Here is a 16,488-nt window from a genome sequence, read left to right as displayed (position 1 = left end):
GAGACTTCATGAAGACACGCAAACTGCCGGTCCTGATCGCCGCGGTGACGGCTGGCGCTCTGCTGGCCGCATGCAGTGGCGGAACCAAGGCGGGAGACTCCGGCGGGGGCTCCAAGACCCTGACGCTCGCCTCCGTCGACCAGGGTTCCGTAGAGGACGTCGTCAAGGCGTTCGAGAAGGCCAACCCGGGCGTCAAGGTCCGCTACACCACCAGCGGCGCCGACCAGTACCAGCAGCAGATCCGCACCCAGCTGTCCTCGGGCACCGCCCCCGACGTGATGTCGGTCTGGCCCGGCAACGGCAACCCCGGCGCCACGGTCGTCCTGGCCAAGCCCGGCTATCTGCGCGACCTCTCGGACCAGCCGTGGGCCGCCAAGATGCCCGACGCGATCAAGTCCGTCGCGCAGTACGAGGGCAAGACGTACAACGCGATCTTCGGCCAGAACGGCATCGGCGCCGTGTACAACGAGCAGGCCATGCAGAAGGCCGGGCTCACTGCGCCGGACACCTGGACGGAACTGCTGGGCTTCTGCAAGGCCGCGAAGGCCAAGGGAACCCCCGCCTTCGCGCTCGGCAACCAGGACAACTGGGTGACCCAGCTCGTCCTGTACGCGTTGGTCGCCACCACGGTCTATGGCCCGGACCGCGGCTTCGACCAGAAGATGCAGGCGGGCCAGGCGACCTTCGCCAAGTCGCAGTGGACCACGGCCCTGGACAAGTACCTGACGATGGAGAAGACGGGCTGCTTCCAGAAGAACCCGCTGGGCACCAACTACGAAGCCAGCCAAGCCCTCGCCGCCACCGGCAAGACGCTCGGCGTCATCCAGGGCAACTGGGTGATCGCCCTCCTGAAGGGCAAGAACCCGCAGGGCACGTTCACGCTCAAGGCGCTGCCCGCCACCGACGACCCGTCCCAGACCCTCATTCCGGCGGCTGCGGGCGCCGGCTACGGCGTCAATGCCAAGGCGAAGAACAAGGAACTCGCCCTGAAGTTCGTGAACTTCGTGATGTCGCCCGAGGGCATGAACCTGTTCGTCAAGAAGCAGGGCGGTCTGCCCTCGCTGCCGGACACGGGGTATGTGGCGGACCCGTCCCTGGCCGAACTGTCCAAGTTCATCACGTCGGACCGCACGGTGCCGTTCATGGACCAGCTGTGGCCCAACGCCAAGGTCCAGCAGACCATGCTCAGCGGCCTTCAGGAGATCTTCAGCGGCCAGTCCACGCCCGAAAAGCTCCTCGCCGAGATGGACACCGACTACAAGGCCGGCAGCTGACCCATGAGCGACATCGTGAGGGGCGCGTTGAGCCGTAGACAGGTCGTCGGCACCATGGCCGTCTCCACGGCGGGACTGGCCGTCGGGCTCCCCGCACAGGACGCCTACGCCGATGAGGAGGGCGCCAGACAGGGAACCAGGGTCGTCGGACTCGCCGTCGACGGCCGTGAGGACGAACCGCTCGGTGCCGACGACCCCGCCCCGAGACTGAGCTGGCGGGTGACGGGCGCCGGAGCGGGATGGACCCAGTCCGCCTACCGGATCCGCGCGGCTCGTACGGAAGAGGAGCTCGACCGGGGCCGGCTGCTGTGGGACAGCGGCAAGGTCCGCTCCTCGGCTCAGACCGACATCGCCTGGCACGGCCCCGTACTGGCCTCGCGCGACCGGGTGATCTGGCAGGTGAGGGTGTGGAGCAGCGGCGGCGACGCGACACCGTGGAGCCGACCCGCGTCATGGGAGATGGGACTCCTCAAGCGCTCCGACTGGGGCGAGGCCCGCTGGATCGAGTACCCCGGCCGCACGGTCGACCAGCCACTGCCCGTCTTCGCCCGCGCCTTCCAAACAGGCGGAAGAGTTGTCAAGGCGAGGCTGTACCTGTCCGGCGTAGGACTGCACGTGGCCCGGCTCAACGACCGGCCCGTCACCGACGAGGTGCTCGCCCCGGGCAACTCCAACTACCAGCTCTCCACCGAATACCGGGTCTACGACGTCACGCGCCTCGTCCGCCCCGGCGACAACACCCTGGGTGTCGAACTCGGCCATGGCACAGCACTCGTGACCCGGGCCGTGACCAACGCCGCGACCGGCCGCACTGCCCCGTACAGCTGGTGGCAGAGCCAGTTCAAGGGCAGCGGCACCCTGACTGCGGCGGCCCAACCGGGCGCTACGACCGTGCAGGTGAGCAGCGTGGCGAACTACCACGTCGGCGGCACCGTCAACATCGACACCGGTGACGGCGGCGCGCGCCTGGAGTCCCGCACCATCACCGCGATCGGCACCACCGACATCAGCTTCCACCCCGGCCTCTCCTCGGGGCACGAGAGCGGGGCCGCCGTCTCCGCCTCCGGTAACTCGCTTGCGAGCACCGACCCGAGTGCGGGCGCCGCAGTCTCCCCGCGGCTGATCGCCCGCCTTGAGCTGACCAAGGCCGACGGGACGGTCCAGACTGTCGTCAGCGACCACTCGTGGAGGACGGCGCTGGGCTCGACCGTCCTCGCCAATTGGTACTCCGGCTCCGACTACGACGCCCGCCGCGAGCAGCCCGCCTGGACCGCCCCCGGCGCGGACCTCGGCGAGTCGGCGAAACGGCGCGACGGTACGCCCATGGGCTGGACCGACGCCGGCATCGCCCCGGCGCCCAATCTCACCACCGAACTGGTCTGGCGGGTCGCCGAGCCCCTCAGGATCGTCGACAGACTCCGCCCGGTCGCCGTCACCCAGCCCCAACCGGGCGTGTGGGTCTTCGACTTCGGCCAGAACTTCGCCGGCTGGCCGCTGCTCCAGCTCGACGGCCCGCTCCCGGCCGGGGTCACGGTCAAGATGCAGCCCGCCGAGTCGCTGAACGCCGACGGCACCGTCAACCAGGCGTCGATCATGGGCGGCGGCGCCGCTCGCGGCACCAACGTCTTCGCCTCCTACACGACGTACGGCGACCGGCGAGGCGAGCGGTGGCACCCGGAGTTCCACTACTTCGGCATGCAGTGGCTCCAGGTCACCGGCCTGCCCGAGGGATACATACCGACCCAGGAGACGGTGACCGGCCTGCAGATCCACGCGGACGTGCCGAACGCGGGCGCGGTCCGCACCTCCGACGACCGGATCAACCGCGTTCACCGCATGGCCCGTTACTCGATCATGAGCAACACCATGTCCACGTTCACGGACTGCCCCGGCCGCGAGAAGCTCGCCTACCCGGCCGACTACGTACAGCCCTTCGGCTCGATACACCGCTCGTTCGGATACGCCGCCTATCTGCGCACCATGCAACGGCACCTGGTCGAGGGCCAGTCCAGGGCGGGCGACAACATCGGCAACGTGGCGCTCAAGGCCCCGGTGTACGACTGGGGCTACACGGGCCGGTTCGGCGACGAGATCAACTGGGGCAATGGCATCGTCCTGGTGCCGTGGCTGCTGTACGAGACGTACGGCGACACCTCGACGATGAGCCGCACCTACCCGCAGATGCAGGCCTTCCTGAACTACATCAGGACGAAGAAGGCCGGCACCGGCGCGGATGCCTACCTCGTGAACGCGGCCCTCGCGGACTGGATCGCCAGTGAGAACACCTCGGGCCGGATCACCGGGACCTGGGGCTACCACCAGATCGCCGACCGGATGGCCCGCATGGCGGCACTGATCGGACGTACCGCCGACGCGGCCGAGTACCGCAACCTCGCGACCAACATCAAGGACGCGTTCAACGACGCCTTCTACAACCGGGAGTTGGGCCGCTACACCGCAGAAGGCCCCGCCGGAGCGACGGCGACCCAGGCCATGCAGGCGCTCGCGCTCGACGAGGGCCTGGTACCCGATGGGGAGCGCGGGAGGGTCCTCGACGCGCTGATCGAACTCGTCCACGCCCACCAGCCGTTCGGCGGCGGACCGCACCTCAGCGGCGGCACCATCGGCCTCGCCCCGATCGTCCGCGCCCTGCACGAAGGCGGCCGTGACGACGTCCTGTGGGACGTCCTCCAGGAGAACACCCGCCCCAGCTACGGCTACTTCATGGCGCCCACCACCGCCAATCCAGGCGGCCTGACGACCGTCCCCGAGCAGTGGGACATGGGCAACTCCAAGAACCACATGATCCTGCTCCAGATCGAGGAGTGGTTCCACAGCGGAGTCGTCGGCATCCGCCGGGCCCCTGGAAAGCCCGGCTACCGCGAACTCGTCATCGACCCCCGCCCGGTCGGCGACCTCACCCATGCCGAGGGCAGCTACCGCACCCCGTACGGCGTGGTGTCCGCGCGCTGGAGGCGTGCGAACGGCCGGTTCCGCCTCGACGTGGAGCTCCCGCCGAACACCACGGCGGAGATCCGGCTGCCCGACGGCGAAGGCCGCGTCGTCGGCTCGGGGCGGCACACCTTCGCCGCCCGTGACTTGGAAAGGACCCAGGCGTGAGTCATGTACGTCGTCGAACCGTGCTCGCCGCAACGGCCGGCGCCCTCTCGACAGGACCCGGTCTCATGGCAGGCGGAACGAGCGTTGCTGCGGAAGCATCCCCCGGTTCGCAGGGCGGCCCGGTGTGGGGCCTGACTGTGGAACACCGCACGGACCCCCTCGGCGTGGATGCGAACCGGCCGCGCTTCGGCTGGCGCACCCGGTCCGCCACCCGGGGATGGAGTCAGGGCGCCTACCAGATCCTCGTCGCGAGCTCCCCGGACAAGCTGACCCCTTCCCGTGCCGACCTCTGGAACAGCGGCCGCGTGAGCTCCTCCGACTCCGTCGCCGTCCTCTACAAGGGCAAGCCGCTGCGCGCCTCGACCCGCTACCACTGGACCGTCACCGTCTGGGACTCCGAGGGCCGCAAGACGGGCAGCGCACCCCCGGCCGTCTTCGAGACGGGCCTGCTGAGCACCGACGGCGTCACCGGCTGGGACGCGGCGCAGTGGGTCGGCATGAAGGGGAAGACCCCCAACTCGTCCGGCGCACCGATGCTTCGGAGGCAAGTGGCTCTGAAGAAGCGGGTCCGCGAGGCCCGGCTGTACGTCTCGGCCCTCGGCGTGTACGAGGCCTACGTCAACGGACGCCATGTGACCGTCCCGCAGGACGGCGGCACCACGATCGAACTGCTGCCTCCGGGCTCGACGAACTACGACGCGCGCGTCAACTACATGACGTATGACGTCACGGACCTCGTGAGGCGCGAGCACGCGGACGTCACCCTCGGGTTCGTCCTGGGCAACGGCTGGTACAACGGCCGTATATCCGACGGCAGTACGTACTACTCGGCGGACGGCAACGCCCTGGCCGTCAAGGCCAAGCTGCTGATCCGGTACGCCGACGGGACGTCGCAGACGGTCGTCACCGGGCCGGACAGTGGCTGGAAGGCGACGGACACCGGCCCCTACCGGGCCGACGACATCTACGACGGCCAGACCTACGACGCCCGCAAGGAACTGCCGGGCTGGACGGCGCACGGATTCGACGACGCCGCCTGGTCGGACGTGGAACGGGTCGCCTTCGACGACAAGTTCCCGGACGCGCAGCTCCTCGCCTACCCGGGCGAGACCGCGCGCTTCATGCACCGCTGGGACCGGCGACCGCAGTCGATCACCGTCGCCACGGGGGTGACCGGGCAGGACGGCAGCCCCAACGGCAGGGGCCGCATCGTCGTGGATCCCGACCGTACGGTGACCGATCCCGCGAAGGCGGCCTCCGCCTCGGTCACGATCGCCGGCGGAGAGACCGCGATGTTCGACCTCGGCCAGAACATGGTCGGCGTGGCCCGCTACAGCCTGCGCGGCCCGGCCGGAGCCAAGGCCGAGTTCAAGTTCGGCGAGATGCTCAACGACGACAGCGCCGGCGCGGACGGCCCCGAGGGCTCCCTCTACCGGGCCAACCTCCGCAGTGCCAAGGCCACCAGCACCTACATCCTCAAAGGCGACCGGCACGGCGAGACCCACCAGGACTCCCTGACCTTCTACGGCTTCCGCTATGTCTCCGTCACCGCGACGGACACCGTCACGATCACCGGCCTGACCGGCAAGGTCGCCACCTCCGCGATCCGCGAGATCGGCACCGTCACCACCGACGATCCCGACATCAACCAGCTGGCGAGCAACATCCGTTGGGGCCAGCGCGGCAACTACCTCTGGGTGCCCACCGACTGCCCGCAACGCGACGAACGCCTCGGCTGGACCGGCGACACCCAGGTCTTCTCCACGACCGGCCTCTACAACGTGGACGCCGGGGTCTTCCTCAGCCACTTCCAGGACACGGTCGTCGACTCCCAGTCCATCTACGGCATGGACAAGGCCCAGTACACCGGCCTCGCCCCCACCGGACGCTTCAACTTCCCGGCAGGCGGCAGCGGTTGGGCGGACTGCGGGGTCATCCTCCCGTGGACCCTGTGGCAGATGACCGGCGACGCGACCGTCATCGATCGCAACTGGCCGTCGATGACCCGCTACCTCGACTGGATCCAGGAGCAGACCGGCGACACCTACGCCGGACAGGGCTCCATCACCGGCGACTGGCTGGCCCCGCAGAAGACCAGCGCCCAGCTCATGAGCGACGTCTACTACGGCTACAGCACCCGGCTGATGGCACAGATGGCTCGCGCGATCGGCAGAACGGCGGAGGGTGAAGCGTACGACCGGCTGTTTGGGCGCATCAGGCAGGCGTTCATCACCAAGTATCTGAGCACCGAGGACGGCACGGTCACGGTCAAGTCCAGCCTCGGCGACGCCTCCCCGATCGAACCGGGCTCCGACCCCGACCAGAAGACCGAGGACAACAGCCAGACGGCCCTGCTCTGGGTCCTCAAGCTCGGCTTCTATGAGACGGAGGCCCAGCGCCGCACGCTCGTGGGCCATCTCGCCGACAACATCGGCAACGACGCGGCCTACAAGGCCGCGCACCCGAACAGCATCCGGGTCAGGTACGCCGAGAACACGCTGTCCGTCGGCTTCCTCGGCGTCAACGTCCTTGCCCCCGTCCTCACCGACGAGGGCCGCGCGGACCTGGCGTACAAACTGCTCTACCAGGACGAGCTGCCGTCGTGGCTGTTCTCCGTGAAGAACGGCGCCACCACCGTCTGGGAACGCTGGAACTCCTACTCCAAGGAAGACGGATTCGGGCCGGTCGGCATGAACTCCTTCAACCATTACGCCTACGGCGCGATCATGGAGTGGATGTACGCCTACATGGCCGGCATCGCCCGCGACCCGGACAGCCCCGGCTTCAAGCACTTCGTCCTGCAACCCCGCATCGATCCCACCGGCAGGATCACTCAGGTGTCGGGCTCGTACGAGTCGCCGTACGGCGAGATCAGAAGCGAATGGAAGGTGGAGGACGGCGGCAGGGTCCTGGCGTATGACGCGGTCGTGCCCGCCAACAGCGAGGCGACGCTGCGCCTTTCAGCCGTCTCCGCCGATGCCGTCCGCGAAGGACGGACTCCGCTGACCCGAGTGGACGGGGTGCGTCTCCTCGGTCACAAGGACGGCATGGCCTCCTACCGGCTGCCCTCGGGCCGATACCACCTGACCGCCCGGCTCCGCTGATCGGCGGACGACCACATCACGCGGCGGCCGTGTCCGCGGGGCCGAGGGGGCGTCGCGGACACGGCCATCGACAGCCCGTTCTCGGCTCAGGCTCGGGCCTGTTCGTCGTAGCGGATGCCCCCGGCAGGCGAGTACGCGCTCACCGCTGTCGGCCATGACTTGCAGCGCCCGAGTGGTGGGGAAGACTCAGCGCGACACGATCCCGTCGCGCTCCAGTGCCCGGAGCGTTGATGCCCCTGGAGGCGCTTACGCCGAATACCTCGTCTTGGATGCGCGCCAAGTCGTCCGTGCGCCAGCGGGCAGCCGCCATACGGAAGCCGCGATGCTTCCCGTGAACGGGATGACGGCACAGCAGGGCCTCGACCTTCTAGCCCTGGAATCCGGGGACTGGCTGGCCGTCACAGGCGCCGCCGGCGCGGTGGGCGGCTATGCCGTTCAGCTGGCCAAAGCCATCGACCTGCCGGTGGTGGGGCGATCGCGTCGTTGCCCGCGGAACGGGGGTTGCCGAGCGTATCCGCGAAGCCGTCCCCGGCGGCGTGTCCGGCCTGTTCGACGCCCGCTCTCATCGGCGCCGAGGTTCTGCCGGCCATCCGCCCGGGTGGACAACTGGTCGTTGCCAGGAGGTCCGACCTGCACGGAGCCCCCTCTCTCGGGGACACCAGGGACATCACGCTGGATACCCCTTGCTTTTCAGGCGTACGCAGGTCTGTTCGACTCTGGTGAGGGCTTCGCAGCCGTCTACAAGACCTCGGCGGGTTTGCGCTACCGGTCCCCGCAGTTCGACTCCGTGGCCGTCCGCTACGCGGGCAGATGCTCCGCCTCCGGCATGTGGGTCTTCGCCCACTGCGCGAGTTCCTGGAGCGCGGGCTCCAGCGCCGTGCCCGCTTCGGTCAGTTGGTAGGAGACCCGCAGGGGCGGCCCCTTGTCCACCTCGCGCACGATGAGTTCCGCGGCGGCGAGCTCGGTGAGGCGGCTGGAGAGCATTCGCTCGCTGATGCCGGGGATCGCCCGGCGCAGGTCGGCGAAGTAGGTCGGCCCCGTGGTCAGTACGGACAGGATCGGGCCGTTCCAGCGCTTTCCGAGGAGTTGGAAGACGCGCGTGATGCCCTCGTCGACCTGCATGCCGTTCCCCGCGTCGTGAGGGGGCGCACTGTGCGGGGCGGCCGGGTGCGTCAGCCGCTTCATACGCCGAGGCCACGGCGCAGCGCCGCGATCATGTCGGCGAGGACGCGCCTGCCCAGCGCCGACTCGGGGATGAGTCCTCCGTGCAGTACGCCGGGGTAGAGGACGAGTTCGGTGGGGACGTCGGCGTGGGCGAGGCGCTGGGCGTAGTCGATGTCCTCGTCGCGGAAGGGGTCGTACTGGCAGGCCGTGATGAATGCAGGAGGCAGCCCGGACAGGTCCTCGGCGCGTGCGGGCGCGGCGTAAGGGGATACATGGGTCGTGCCACGGCGGCCCTCACCGAGATAGCAGTCCCAGCTGACCCGGGTGGCAAAGCTGTTCCACAGCGGGACGTCGTCGTAGGCACGCATGGACGGTGTCTGGAGGCGGTCGTCGAGTTCGGGGACGCCCAGGTACTGGAAGCACAATGCGGGGCCGCCGCGGTCGCGGGCGAGCAGGGTCACCGCGGCGGCGAGGCCGCCTCCTGCGCTCTCCCCTGCGAGGCCGAGGCGGGCGGGGTCGATGCCCAGTTCACTCGCCGACTTCGCGGTCCACGCCAAGGCCGTGTAGCAGTCCTCCAGCCCAGCGGGGAAGGGGTGTTCCGGCGCGAGCCGGTACTCGACGGAGAGCACGACCGTGCCGGCCTTGTCGGCGATGCGGGTGGCCGTGGCGTCGAACTGCTCGATGCTGCCCATGATGAATCCGCCGCCGTGGATGTAGAGAAGTCCGGGCAGCAGGCCGTCTCGTTCGGCGGGCGCGTAGATGCGGATCGTGACGTCCGGCGATCCGTAGGGCCCCGGTACGGTGACGTCGCGTGTGCTGATGGCGATGTCCGGTTCGTAGGACGGCAGCCCGCCTCGCACCGCTTCCTCGCTCCGGGCGCGCAGCTCCTGGAAGCCGGTGACCGGTCCGCTCGGAAGCATCGACAGCCACGGCGTGATCTCGGGGTCGTATGCGTAGGTCATGGCGCCTCCTCGGTGGGCGGATGAGGGGACAGCGCTGATCAGCCGGTGTGGCGTCACGCCCTGAAGATTCGCTCGGCCTGGTCGCGCTGAGAGGTGTGCAGTTCCCAGTAGACGGGGGAGATCTGGCCACCAGCGACCCGCGGCTGTCCGTAGAAGGTGGGGGTGCCGATCACCGCGTCGATGCCGACGTGGGCGGCCTGGATGCCGGTGTCGGCCAGCTCCTTGTGCAGGTTGACGGCCCAGTTGCGCAGGGCCGCGGCGGCGGCGCTGACGTTGGCGGTCGGCGGCTGGGGGTTGACGGAGCGGGCGCTGGTGGTGAACAGCAGGGTGCCGGTGCCGGTCTCGCGCATGGCCGGCAGCACGGCGTTGGTGGCGGCGATGGCGCCGTAGAACTGGAACTCGATCTCGTGCTGCACGTGCCAGGGTTCGGTTTCGGCCGGGGTGGTCAGGACGGTGGTGCTGTCGGCCGGGGAGTACTCCAGGACGTCCATCCCACCGAAGTGGGTGGCGGCGTCTTTGAGTGCCTGAGTGAGGGCGTCGCGGTCGAGTACGTCGGCGGGGAAGGCGGCGGCGGTGATGCCCTCGGCGGTGAGTGTGCCGGCGAGATCGTAGAGCTTGGTGCGGTTACGGGCGATCAGGGCGACGTCGAAGCCCTGGGAGCCGAAGGTGCGGGCGATGGCCAGGCCCAGCTGGGGGCCGGCGCCGACGATGGCGATGCTGGTCACAGTGATCCTCGGCAAGAAAGGTGGGGTGTGTGGGGTGAGGGTGATCTCGCCGACCTCGGCGCGATCACTTTGCCTTTTGGATAGGCTTATCCATTTCTTGGCCCGGATGGCGTGATCCGGACCGCCTGGTCAGCGTAGCACTAGAATTGGATAGAGCTATCCGATTGATGGGCCGACTGCTGCGCCCGGAGGTCTGTGTCGTCACCCGCCGCTTCAGGTGGCGTCGAGGCGAGACAGTTCCTCACGGCGCCGCACTCTTGGCGACTGGCGGGGCCGCGTCCTTCGGGGTCGCGACCTGCTGTGCCGTGGCGTCCTGGCTCGCGTTCGACTGGAGAATTCTCATGGTCCTGCGCTGGAACAGCCAGGGGGTGGCCGCGCGTCCGCGCATTTTGTTGACGCCCAAGACTGCCGTGCCCCTCACTGCCATTTGGGTCCCGGGTTCGTCAGAACGCATCGGCCCGCTTGCTGAGGGGCAACCGCGTATGTCTCAGCCCCGCCAGTTCGCCGGCCAATTGGCTGGCGGCGGTGCCCAATACCGTCGTTGTAGAGCCCGGTTCGGGTTCGTGGACTTCGGGGGCCGGTATGACTCTCTGCCCCTGTCCTTGAGGGAGTTCCTTCGGAGTCCTGGTCGAATCGTGGCGCCACGACGTCGGGGAGCGCCTGCCGTTGAGCAGCGCTCCCCGGGTCATCAGTGAGGGGTCGGGGTGAGGATCTGGTCGGCTCTGCGTTGGGTGATCTTCCAGCGGCCGTTGTCGAACCGGTAGTGGTCCGACAGTTCGAAGATGTGTCCGCCGGTTGCCACCGTGTAGGGGGCGGGCCCTGGTTCGGTGGGGGTGAGTCCGCCGTACCCGAGCACGGTGATGGTTCCCTGGGCGGTGGTCTCACCGATGGTGTGGAAGTGCGTGGCGCCCATGATGTGGCGGATGGTCTGCTCCGGACCGGGGCGGGCGTTGAGCGCGTCCAGGATCTCGGCGAGGCCGCGCAGGCTCCGTCCGTGAACCTCATACAGGGCGTCGGGGGTGAAGAATCCGAGCACCGCGTCGTGTTCGCGGCGGTCGTAGTGGTGGTAGAAGGCGGTGTTGAGCCGGGACAGCGACCAGGCGGTCGTGTCCTCGGGGCTCATGCCGTCGTCCCCTTCGGGGTGATGGTGTCGGGGCTGGTGCGGGTCTTGAGGGCGAAGTCGAACTCCATGGTCCGGTAGGGGCCCTGGAAGCCGGCTGCGGCGATGTCCTCGGGGTCCTCGTGCAGGACGGTGTCGGCCTGCAGGGACAGCGGGGTCTTCGACCCGCCGACGAAGTCGACGGGGATGACGGGGTCTCCCTTGAAGTAGATCTCGCCCGCCCAGGGAGTGATGAGGTCGGGGTGGTGGACCTCGTAGTGGATGTGGGCGGGGCGGTAGAGGCTGCGTCCGAGGGCCGCGCAGGCCTCGGCCACTCCGTCGACCGCCGCGAGGTGGGGTTCGGCGTAGGCCGACGGGGTGATGGTGGTGAAGGCGTAGCGGCCCTCCGCGTCGGTGAACTGGTGCCCGCGCAGGTTGTACTTGGGCACGCCGTCGTCGTAGAGCCCGGAGTAGTTGCCGTTGTCGGCGGCGTGGAAGATCTCCAGCCTGGCGCCCTCGATCGGCCGGCCGTGGCCGTCCAGGATGCGACCGGAGACGGACAGCGGGGTGCCGGGCTCGTCAGGGCGCATCGGCAGGGTGCCGGGGTTGCCGATGTGCGGGGTGCCGGAGAGGACCGTGAAGGCGTCGACGCCCGCGGCGGGGGTGTAGCCGTCCCGGCCGTCCATGAAGACCTCGCTGTACAGCGGGCCGAAGACCATCGCCAGGGGGGCGCCGGTGCTCTGCTGGGCCCTTTGCAGGAGATCGGCGGCCACGCTGAAGTCCTCGAAGGTCAGTCCCTCCTCGTCGCGCATGCGGGCCAGGAAGTCCTTGAACGCCTCGATGAGACGTACGGCGCGGGGGTTGATCAGCGCGGGGTCGACGTAGGACGGGTCAGTCGTGGTGGTCATATCGGTGCACTCCTCGAAACAGTGGGGGGATTGGTTGACGGCCGGCATCAGCAGGCGTGGGTGTCAGGGATGAAGTGCTTGCCGGGCTCGGCAGCCCTCATGACGCTCGAGGCTCCCAGCGTCGAGGTCGGCAATGCCCATCGCAGCGACGCCCTTCTCCTCGATCGCGCCGCGGCCCGGAACTCCGCGGCGCGATCGAGGTTCGGCGAGGGCGATCACGAGAGGGGGCCTGGCGTCAGCGGCTGAAGACGAGTTCGGCCTGGTCACGCTTGGTGGTGTGCAGGTCCCAGTAGACGGGGGAGATCTCCTCGGGCTGGGCCGTCGGGAAGTCGGGGATGACCGACATGCCGATCGAGACGTCGATGCCGACGTGGGCGGCCTGGATGCCGGTGCCGTCCAGCTCCTTGTGCAGGTTGATGGCCCAGTTGCGCAGGGCCGCGGCGGCGGCGTTGACGTTGCCGACCTGCGGCACGGGATCGATGGAGCCGGCGCCCGTGGTGTAGAGCAGGGTGCCCGCGCCGGCCTCACGCATCGCGGGCAGCACCGCCTTGGTGGCGGCGATGGCTCCGTACAGCTGGAACTCCATCTCGTGCTGCACGTGGGACGGCTCGGTGTCGGTCGGAGTGGTCAGCGCGGTCGAGCCGAACGTCCCCACCGGGGAGTACTCCAGCACGTCGATGCCGCCGAAGCGGGTGGCGGCATTCTTGAGTGCCTGGGTGAGCGCGTCGCGGTCGAGCACGTCCGCGGGGAACGCGGCGGCGGTGATGCCCTCAGCAGTCAGTGTGGCGACGAGACCGTCGAGCTTCTCCCGGTTGCGGGAAATCAGGGCGACGTCGAAACCCTGGGAGCCGAAGGTGCGGGCGATGGCGAGCCCCAGCTGGGGGCCGGCTCCGACGATGGCGATGCTGGTCATGATGGGTCCTTCCGGTGAAGCGTCGGGGAAGCAGCGGGACTGGATAGATCTATCCATTTCCGATTCGGATAGCCAGCTCCGGTTCGCTGATCTCAGCGTACCATGAGAAGTGGATAAGGCAATCCGGTTGACTGGTGGGCGGGCGTGGCGCCTGGCCGCCGTCGTGTGCGCCTACCCCACAGCCTCAGCCAGGCGTTCGATCTCGTCGGGGTCGTCAGAGGAGGAGTTGAACAGCAGCTCGTCGACGCCCAGGTCCTCGTACTGCTCGATGACGTCGCGCACAGCGCCGGTGCTGCCGGCCATGGCGCTCGTGGTGAGTTCGGCGACCTCCTCGCCCAGAATGCTGTAGTAGTCGTAGACGTTGGTCCGCCCCTTCTCGAAGTCGCCCAACGCGAAGTAGACGGTACCGACGAGGTACGGCTTGCCCTCCCGGCCGGCTTCCGTCCATGCCCGGCGGGCGTCCTCGAACCAGGAGGCGGCCATCGGCACGGGCACCGTGCCGGCCATATATCCCTTGCCCCACTTGGCCATCCGCTTGAGCGCGGTCGGCGCCGTACCGCCGAACAGCATCGGGATCTCGATCCGGCCACCGGGCACGCCGGCGGACTCGCTGCCCGGAACGGGCCTGCCCGCCCAGAAATCCCGGAAGACCTCAAGGGCGTCGTCCATCCGCTTGCCCACACCGCGTGGTCCTGCGCCGTCGACCACGAAGTCGTCCTGCCGCCCGCCGATGCCGAGTCCCAGGGTGAGCCGTCCGCCCGAGACACCCTGGATGCCGGCGACCTCCTTGGCCAGCAGAACCGGCGGCCAGGCCGGCGCCACCAGGACGTTGCTGATGAGGCCGATCGAGTTGGTCGCACCGGCAGCCGCGGCGAGCGTCACGGTGTCCATGACGCCCGGGAAGGCGATTCGGCCGCCCGTGCCCAACGAGGAGAATCCAGCTGCCTCCGCGCGTTTCGCCCACTCTGGGAGAACCTCGGGCCGGACATCGCGCACCAGGTTGGGAAGGCCGACACCAATCTTCATGCTGCTCCTTTCATGCTGCTCCTTGGAGAGTGGGGTGGTGGGTCCGCGAGATGACCGAATGCGGCAAGCGGGCAGTCCTGTCGTGACGTCGGCGGTCGGCCAACGGGTGATCGAGCACGCGAACGGAGTGGTGCGTTGCTTGCTCCGCGCCTGCCTGCCTGCCTCGTCGAGCCCGGCCGCGACAGGCGAATTGTCGACTCCAGGGGTGTACATGGTGCCCGGTGACAGCGCGCTGACCGGTTCTTCCACTGTTTGACCTCGTTCGCTTATCCCCGGGGAATGAGCGGACCGCGGCTTTCGAGGCGTCGTAGACGCTGTAGCTGCAGCGTGGCTTTGACGTTGCTGTTGAAGATCTTGTCGAAGTGCCCGTCGGTTACGTCCTTGAGCCTGGCGACTTCGGCGGTCCCGGCGTTCTCCACCAGCATGTCGGTCCGGCGGCTGGTGCCCCGCACTGTGCCGTAGAGCCGGTCGAGGTACGCAGGGGTTCGATGCGTCACCCTGGACGGCGATCGCGCCCACCTTCGCCGCGGCGGCTTCCAGTTCCTTCTGCCTGCGCCCGGTCGCGTAGACCACCGCGCCGTCTTCGATGAATCGCTGCGCCATGGCGAGGCCGATACCTGAACCGCCGCCGGTGATGACCGCGACCTTGTCGTCGAGTGGGTCCCATGGTGTCGAGTCCAACATCACTGCGGTCGTGCGTGGCGGCGTGTCGTTATCGACGTGATCGTGCAGGGCCATTTCCGCCGCGACAGCCTCCTCGACGAGACGCACCTGTTCCAACGGTGGAATGACAGCTGCTCCGATACGGCCATCCTGTACACGGAACTGCGCGAGCCGGACTTCCGGTGGTGGTCTCAAGGCGCTGCGCTACTTCAGCAAAACGAGCCAGATGCTCAAGCGCCAGATGTACGGCCGCGCCGTATTCACGCCGGCAAGGCCCGCCGCCTCGTGCTGATCTGATGGAGGCGGCGGCTGCACCACACGCAGTGCGTGACCGCTCAGCCGACGAGGTGGCCGACTACCTTGGGGGAGGGGCCGTACTGGTTGGTGCCCGGGGTGCCGTCCACCGTCATACCCACGAGGTACATGATCGGGCCGACGACCGGGATCAGAGCGATGAGCATTCTCCGGCCGGACTTGCCGGTGTCGTGCAACCGGCGGACCGAGACGGACAACATAGGTACGAGGAACGGCAGCAGGAGGACGCTCGGCAGCGGATTCTCGATCACCCAACTGATCCCGACGAACGCGACGGCAGCGATCACATACACCACCGAGAACCACCAGTACTCCGCACGCCGGGCGCGGCCGGAGAACGTGGCGTACTTGGCGGTGAGGCACGTGCGTGCCGCGTCGGCGAACGACATGCTGGTCATGGCGGTCCTACCCTTCGCGAATGAGTCATCAGGAAACGGGGAAGCGTCGGTGAGGGCGCGGCGGCCCGTACTTCGGCAGCGCGGGCCGTTCGGCCGAACCTAACCAGATAGAGTTATCCATTTCATGATCCGGATAAGGTGCTCCAGTTTTCTGTAGCCAGCATAGCATCATAAATGGATAGGGCAATCCGATTGCTGGTGTGAGGATCACGCCCTCTCCCTGCCTCCCCGTCCAGGATGAGGTTGGTCTCGCCGACTTCGCCGACGTGCTGACCAACGCCGGTGCATCACCGTTTTCGGCGGCCTGCCGGGGCGTTCCTCCGGCTCGTCCCCTCGCTGGCCACGACGGCGGACTCGATCCGGTCGGTCGCGCTCGCCGCCACGGTCACGATCGGTTCGCCCATCGCGGCCTTGTCGAGGATCTCCTCGAGCGGGCCCTCCAGCCAATGCGGCCGGAAGAGCTCGTCCCGTGCGATGTCGGCATCCATCAGCAACTGACCCGCCCCGACAACGGAACGCCCGGGTCCGTCGACTGTGACGGTCCGGGCGTCTGCTTGGGCATGAGCGCCGAGGTGGGCGTGTTCGTTGGTACAGCGTGGGGCGCGGTACCGCGCGCGCGTCACGTCAACGCTGCTGTGGTGTTTACTTCATCGGCCCTCCCGCACCTCCCGCACCTCCCGCGCGTACGGTGCGGCGGTGATCCGGTCGATCAGTGGTGCGCAAGTGGGAGCGGAGCGGTGCGTCGGGGAAGGTGTCCGAGACGTAGGTGGTGCCGCGAAGTTCGGAGGTTCCTCGGAGCGGAAGGCGATCGTGTTCT

General features: G+C 68.4%; 15 protein-coding genes and 1 pseudogene. 4 read left to right on the top strand and 12 right to left on the bottom strand.

Annotation, left to right across the window (positions count from 1 at the left end):
• Positions 1-8 precede the first annotated feature (8 nt).
• The 3 genes from ACFY1E_RS12985 (at position 9) to ACFY1E_RS12975 (ending at position 7,498) form a co-directional block, all read left to right on the top strand.
• Entirely contained in the window at positions 9-1,274 is a 1,266-nt protein-coding gene (locus ACFY1E_RS12985) for an ABC transporter substrate-binding protein (RefSeq protein ID WP_389074820.1), read from the top strand.
• A gap of 3 nt (positions 1,275-1,277) precedes the next feature.
• Complete coding sequence (locus ACFY1E_RS12980) at positions 1,278-4,394, top strand: family 78 glycoside hydrolase catalytic domain (protein ID WP_389074817.1); 3,117 nt, start codon at positions 1,278-1,280, stop codon at positions 4,392-4,394.
• Between the two features lie 65 nt (positions 4,395-4,459).
• Positions 4,460-7,498 carry a family 78 glycoside hydrolase catalytic domain gene (locus tag ACFY1E_RS12975; RefSeq protein WP_389074815.1) on the top strand — a complete coding sequence of 1,013 codons (3,039 nt, stop codon included), beginning with the start codon at positions 4,460-4,462 and terminating at the stop codon, positions 7,496-7,498.
• 798 nt (positions 7,499-8,296) lie between these two features.
• On the opposite strand, the gene ACFY1E_RS12970 is transcribed toward ACFY1E_RS12975, so the two are convergent.
• From ACFY1E_RS12970 to ACFY1E_RS12925, 10 genes and pseudogenes are all read right to left on the bottom strand, one after another.
• Positions 8,297-8,620 carry a winged helix-turn-helix transcriptional regulator gene (locus ACFY1E_RS12970; protein ID WP_389074924.1) on the bottom strand — a complete coding sequence of 108 codons (324 nt, stop codon included), beginning with the start codon at positions 8,618-8,620 and terminating at the stop codon, positions 8,297-8,299.
• A gap of 59 nt (positions 8,621-8,679) precedes the next feature.
• Complete coding sequence (locus tag ACFY1E_RS12965) at positions 8,680-9,624, bottom strand: alpha/beta hydrolase (RefSeq protein ID WP_389074813.1); 945 nt, start codon at positions 9,622-9,624, stop codon at positions 8,680-8,682.
• A gap of 53 nt (positions 9,625-9,677) precedes the next feature.
• Positions 9,678-10,349 carry an SDR family NAD(P)-dependent oxidoreductase gene (locus tag ACFY1E_RS12960; protein ID WP_389074811.1) on the bottom strand — a complete coding sequence of 224 codons (672 nt, stop codon included), beginning with the start codon at positions 10,347-10,349 and terminating at the stop codon, positions 9,678-9,680.
• A gap of 241 nt (positions 10,350-10,590) precedes the next feature.
• Positions 10,591-10,752: a hypothetical protein gene (locus tag ACFY1E_RS12955; protein WP_389074810.1), complete on the bottom strand. Its 162-nt coding sequence runs from the start codon at positions 10,750-10,752 to the stop codon at positions 10,591-10,593.
• A gap of 285 nt (positions 10,753-11,037) precedes the next feature.
• Complete coding sequence (locus ACFY1E_RS12950; protein ID WP_389074807.1) at positions 11,038-11,472, bottom strand: nuclear transport factor 2 family protein; 435 nt, start codon at positions 11,470-11,472, stop codon at positions 11,038-11,040.
• Positions 11,469-12,356 carry a hypothetical protein gene (locus ACFY1E_RS12945; protein ID WP_389074805.1) on the bottom strand — a complete coding sequence of 296 codons (888 nt, stop codon included), beginning with the start codon at positions 12,354-12,356 and terminating at the stop codon, positions 11,469-11,471. The genes ACFY1E_RS12950 and ACFY1E_RS12945 overlap by 4 nt, the downstream gene beginning before the upstream one ends.
• Before the next feature lie 235 nt (positions 12,357-12,591).
• A complete protein-coding gene (locus ACFY1E_RS12940; protein WP_389074801.1) occupies positions 12,592-13,269 on the bottom strand; it encodes an SDR family NAD(P)-dependent oxidoreductase in 678 nt (225 codons plus the stop codon).
• Between the two features lie 171 nt (positions 13,270-13,440).
• The gene (locus ACFY1E_RS12935; protein WP_389074921.1) at positions 13,441-14,295 is read right to left on the bottom strand and encodes an LLM class flavin-dependent oxidoreductase; all 855 of its coding nucleotides are present in this window, start codon (positions 14,293-14,295) and stop codon (positions 13,441-13,443) included.
• 266 nt (positions 14,296-14,561) lie between these two features.
• Positions 14,562-14,792 (bottom strand): hypothetical protein, encoded by a 231-nt coding sequence (locus ACFY1E_RS12930; protein ID WP_389074929.1) that lies wholly within the window; start codon positions 14,790-14,792, stop codon positions 14,562-14,564.
• A 52-nt stretch (positions 14,793-14,844) separates the two neighbouring features.
• Positions 14,845-14,898, bottom strand: a pseudogene (locus ACFY1E_RS12925) (hypothetical protein); the annotation flags it as partial.
• Between the two features lie 117 nt (positions 14,899-15,015).
• On the opposite strand from ACFY1E_RS12925, the gene ACFY1E_RS12920 reads away from it, so the two are divergent.
• A complete protein-coding gene (locus tag ACFY1E_RS12920) occupies positions 15,016-15,255 on the top strand; it encodes a hypothetical protein (protein WP_389074926.1) in 240 nt (79 codons plus the stop codon).
• A gap of 38 nt (positions 15,256-15,293) precedes the next feature.
• Here the strand turns inward: ACFY1E_RS12920 and ACFY1E_RS12915 are convergent, their stop codons facing one another.
• Together ACFY1E_RS12915 and ACFY1E_RS12910 are read right to left on the bottom strand one after the other, a co-directional pair.
• A complete protein-coding gene (locus ACFY1E_RS12915; RefSeq protein ID WP_389074798.1) occupies positions 15,294-15,671 on the bottom strand; it encodes a DUF805 domain-containing protein in 378 nt (125 codons plus the stop codon).
• 287 nt (positions 15,672-15,958) lie between these two features.
• Positions 15,959-16,159, bottom strand: a complete 201-nt coding sequence (locus ACFY1E_RS12910) for a hypothetical protein (RefSeq protein ID WP_389074796.1) — start codon at positions 16,157-16,159, stop codon at positions 15,959-15,961.
• Positions 16,160-16,488: the final 329 nt, after the last annotated feature.

The sequence above is a fragment of the Streptomyces sp. NPDC001604 genome (assembly GCF_042893475.1).
Taxonomy (GTDB): Bacteria; Actinomycetota; Actinomycetes; order Streptomycetales; family Streptomycetaceae; genus Streptomyces.
The sequence above is the reverse complement of the archived record's forward strand: the minus strand, read 5'-3'. Positions and strand labels throughout refer to the sequence as shown.

Bases quoted from the DNA above. Each gene is read 5' to 3' on its own strand.
- ACFY1E_RS12985 (WP_389074820.1), top strand. From the start codon at position 9: ATGAAGACACGCAAACTGCCGGTCCTGATCGCCGCGGTGACGGCTGGC.
- ACFY1E_RS12980 (WP_389074817.1), top strand. From the start codon at position 1,278: ATGAGCGACATCGTGAGGGGCGCGTTGAGCCGTAGACAGGTCGTCGGC.
- ACFY1E_RS12975 (WP_389074815.1), top strand. From the start codon at position 4,460: ATGGCAGGCGGAACGAGCGTTGCTGCGGAAGCATCCCCCGGTTCGCAG.
- ACFY1E_RS12970 (WP_389074924.1), bottom strand. From the start codon at position 8,620: ATGCAGGTCGACGAGGGCATCACGCGCGTCTTCCAACTCCTCGGAAAG.
- ACFY1E_RS12965 (WP_389074813.1), bottom strand. From the start codon at position 9,624: ATGACCTACGCATACGACCCCGAGATCACGCCGTGGCTGTCGATGCTT.
- ACFY1E_RS12950 (WP_389074807.1), bottom strand. From the start codon at position 11,472: ATGAGCCCCGAGGACACGACCGCCTGGTCGCTGTCCCGGCTCAACACC.
- ACFY1E_RS12945 (WP_389074805.1), bottom strand. From the start codon at position 12,356: ATGACCACCACGACTGACCCGTCCTACGTCGACCCCGCGCTGATCAAC.
- ACFY1E_RS12940 (WP_389074801.1), bottom strand. From the start codon at position 13,269: ATGACCAGCATCGCCATCGTCGGAGCCGGCCCCCAGCTGGGGCTCGCC.
- ACFY1E_RS12935 (WP_389074921.1), bottom strand. From the start codon at position 14,295: ATGAAGATTGGTGTCGGCCTTCCCAACCTGGTGCGCGATGTCCGGCCC.
- ACFY1E_RS12915 (WP_389074798.1), bottom strand. From the start codon at position 15,671: ATGACCAGCATGTCGTTCGCCGACGCGGCACGCACGTGCCTCACCGCC.
- ACFY1E_RS12910 (WP_389074796.1), bottom strand. From the start codon at position 16,159: ATGGATGCCGACATCGCACGGGACGAGCTCTTCCGGCCGCATTGGCTG.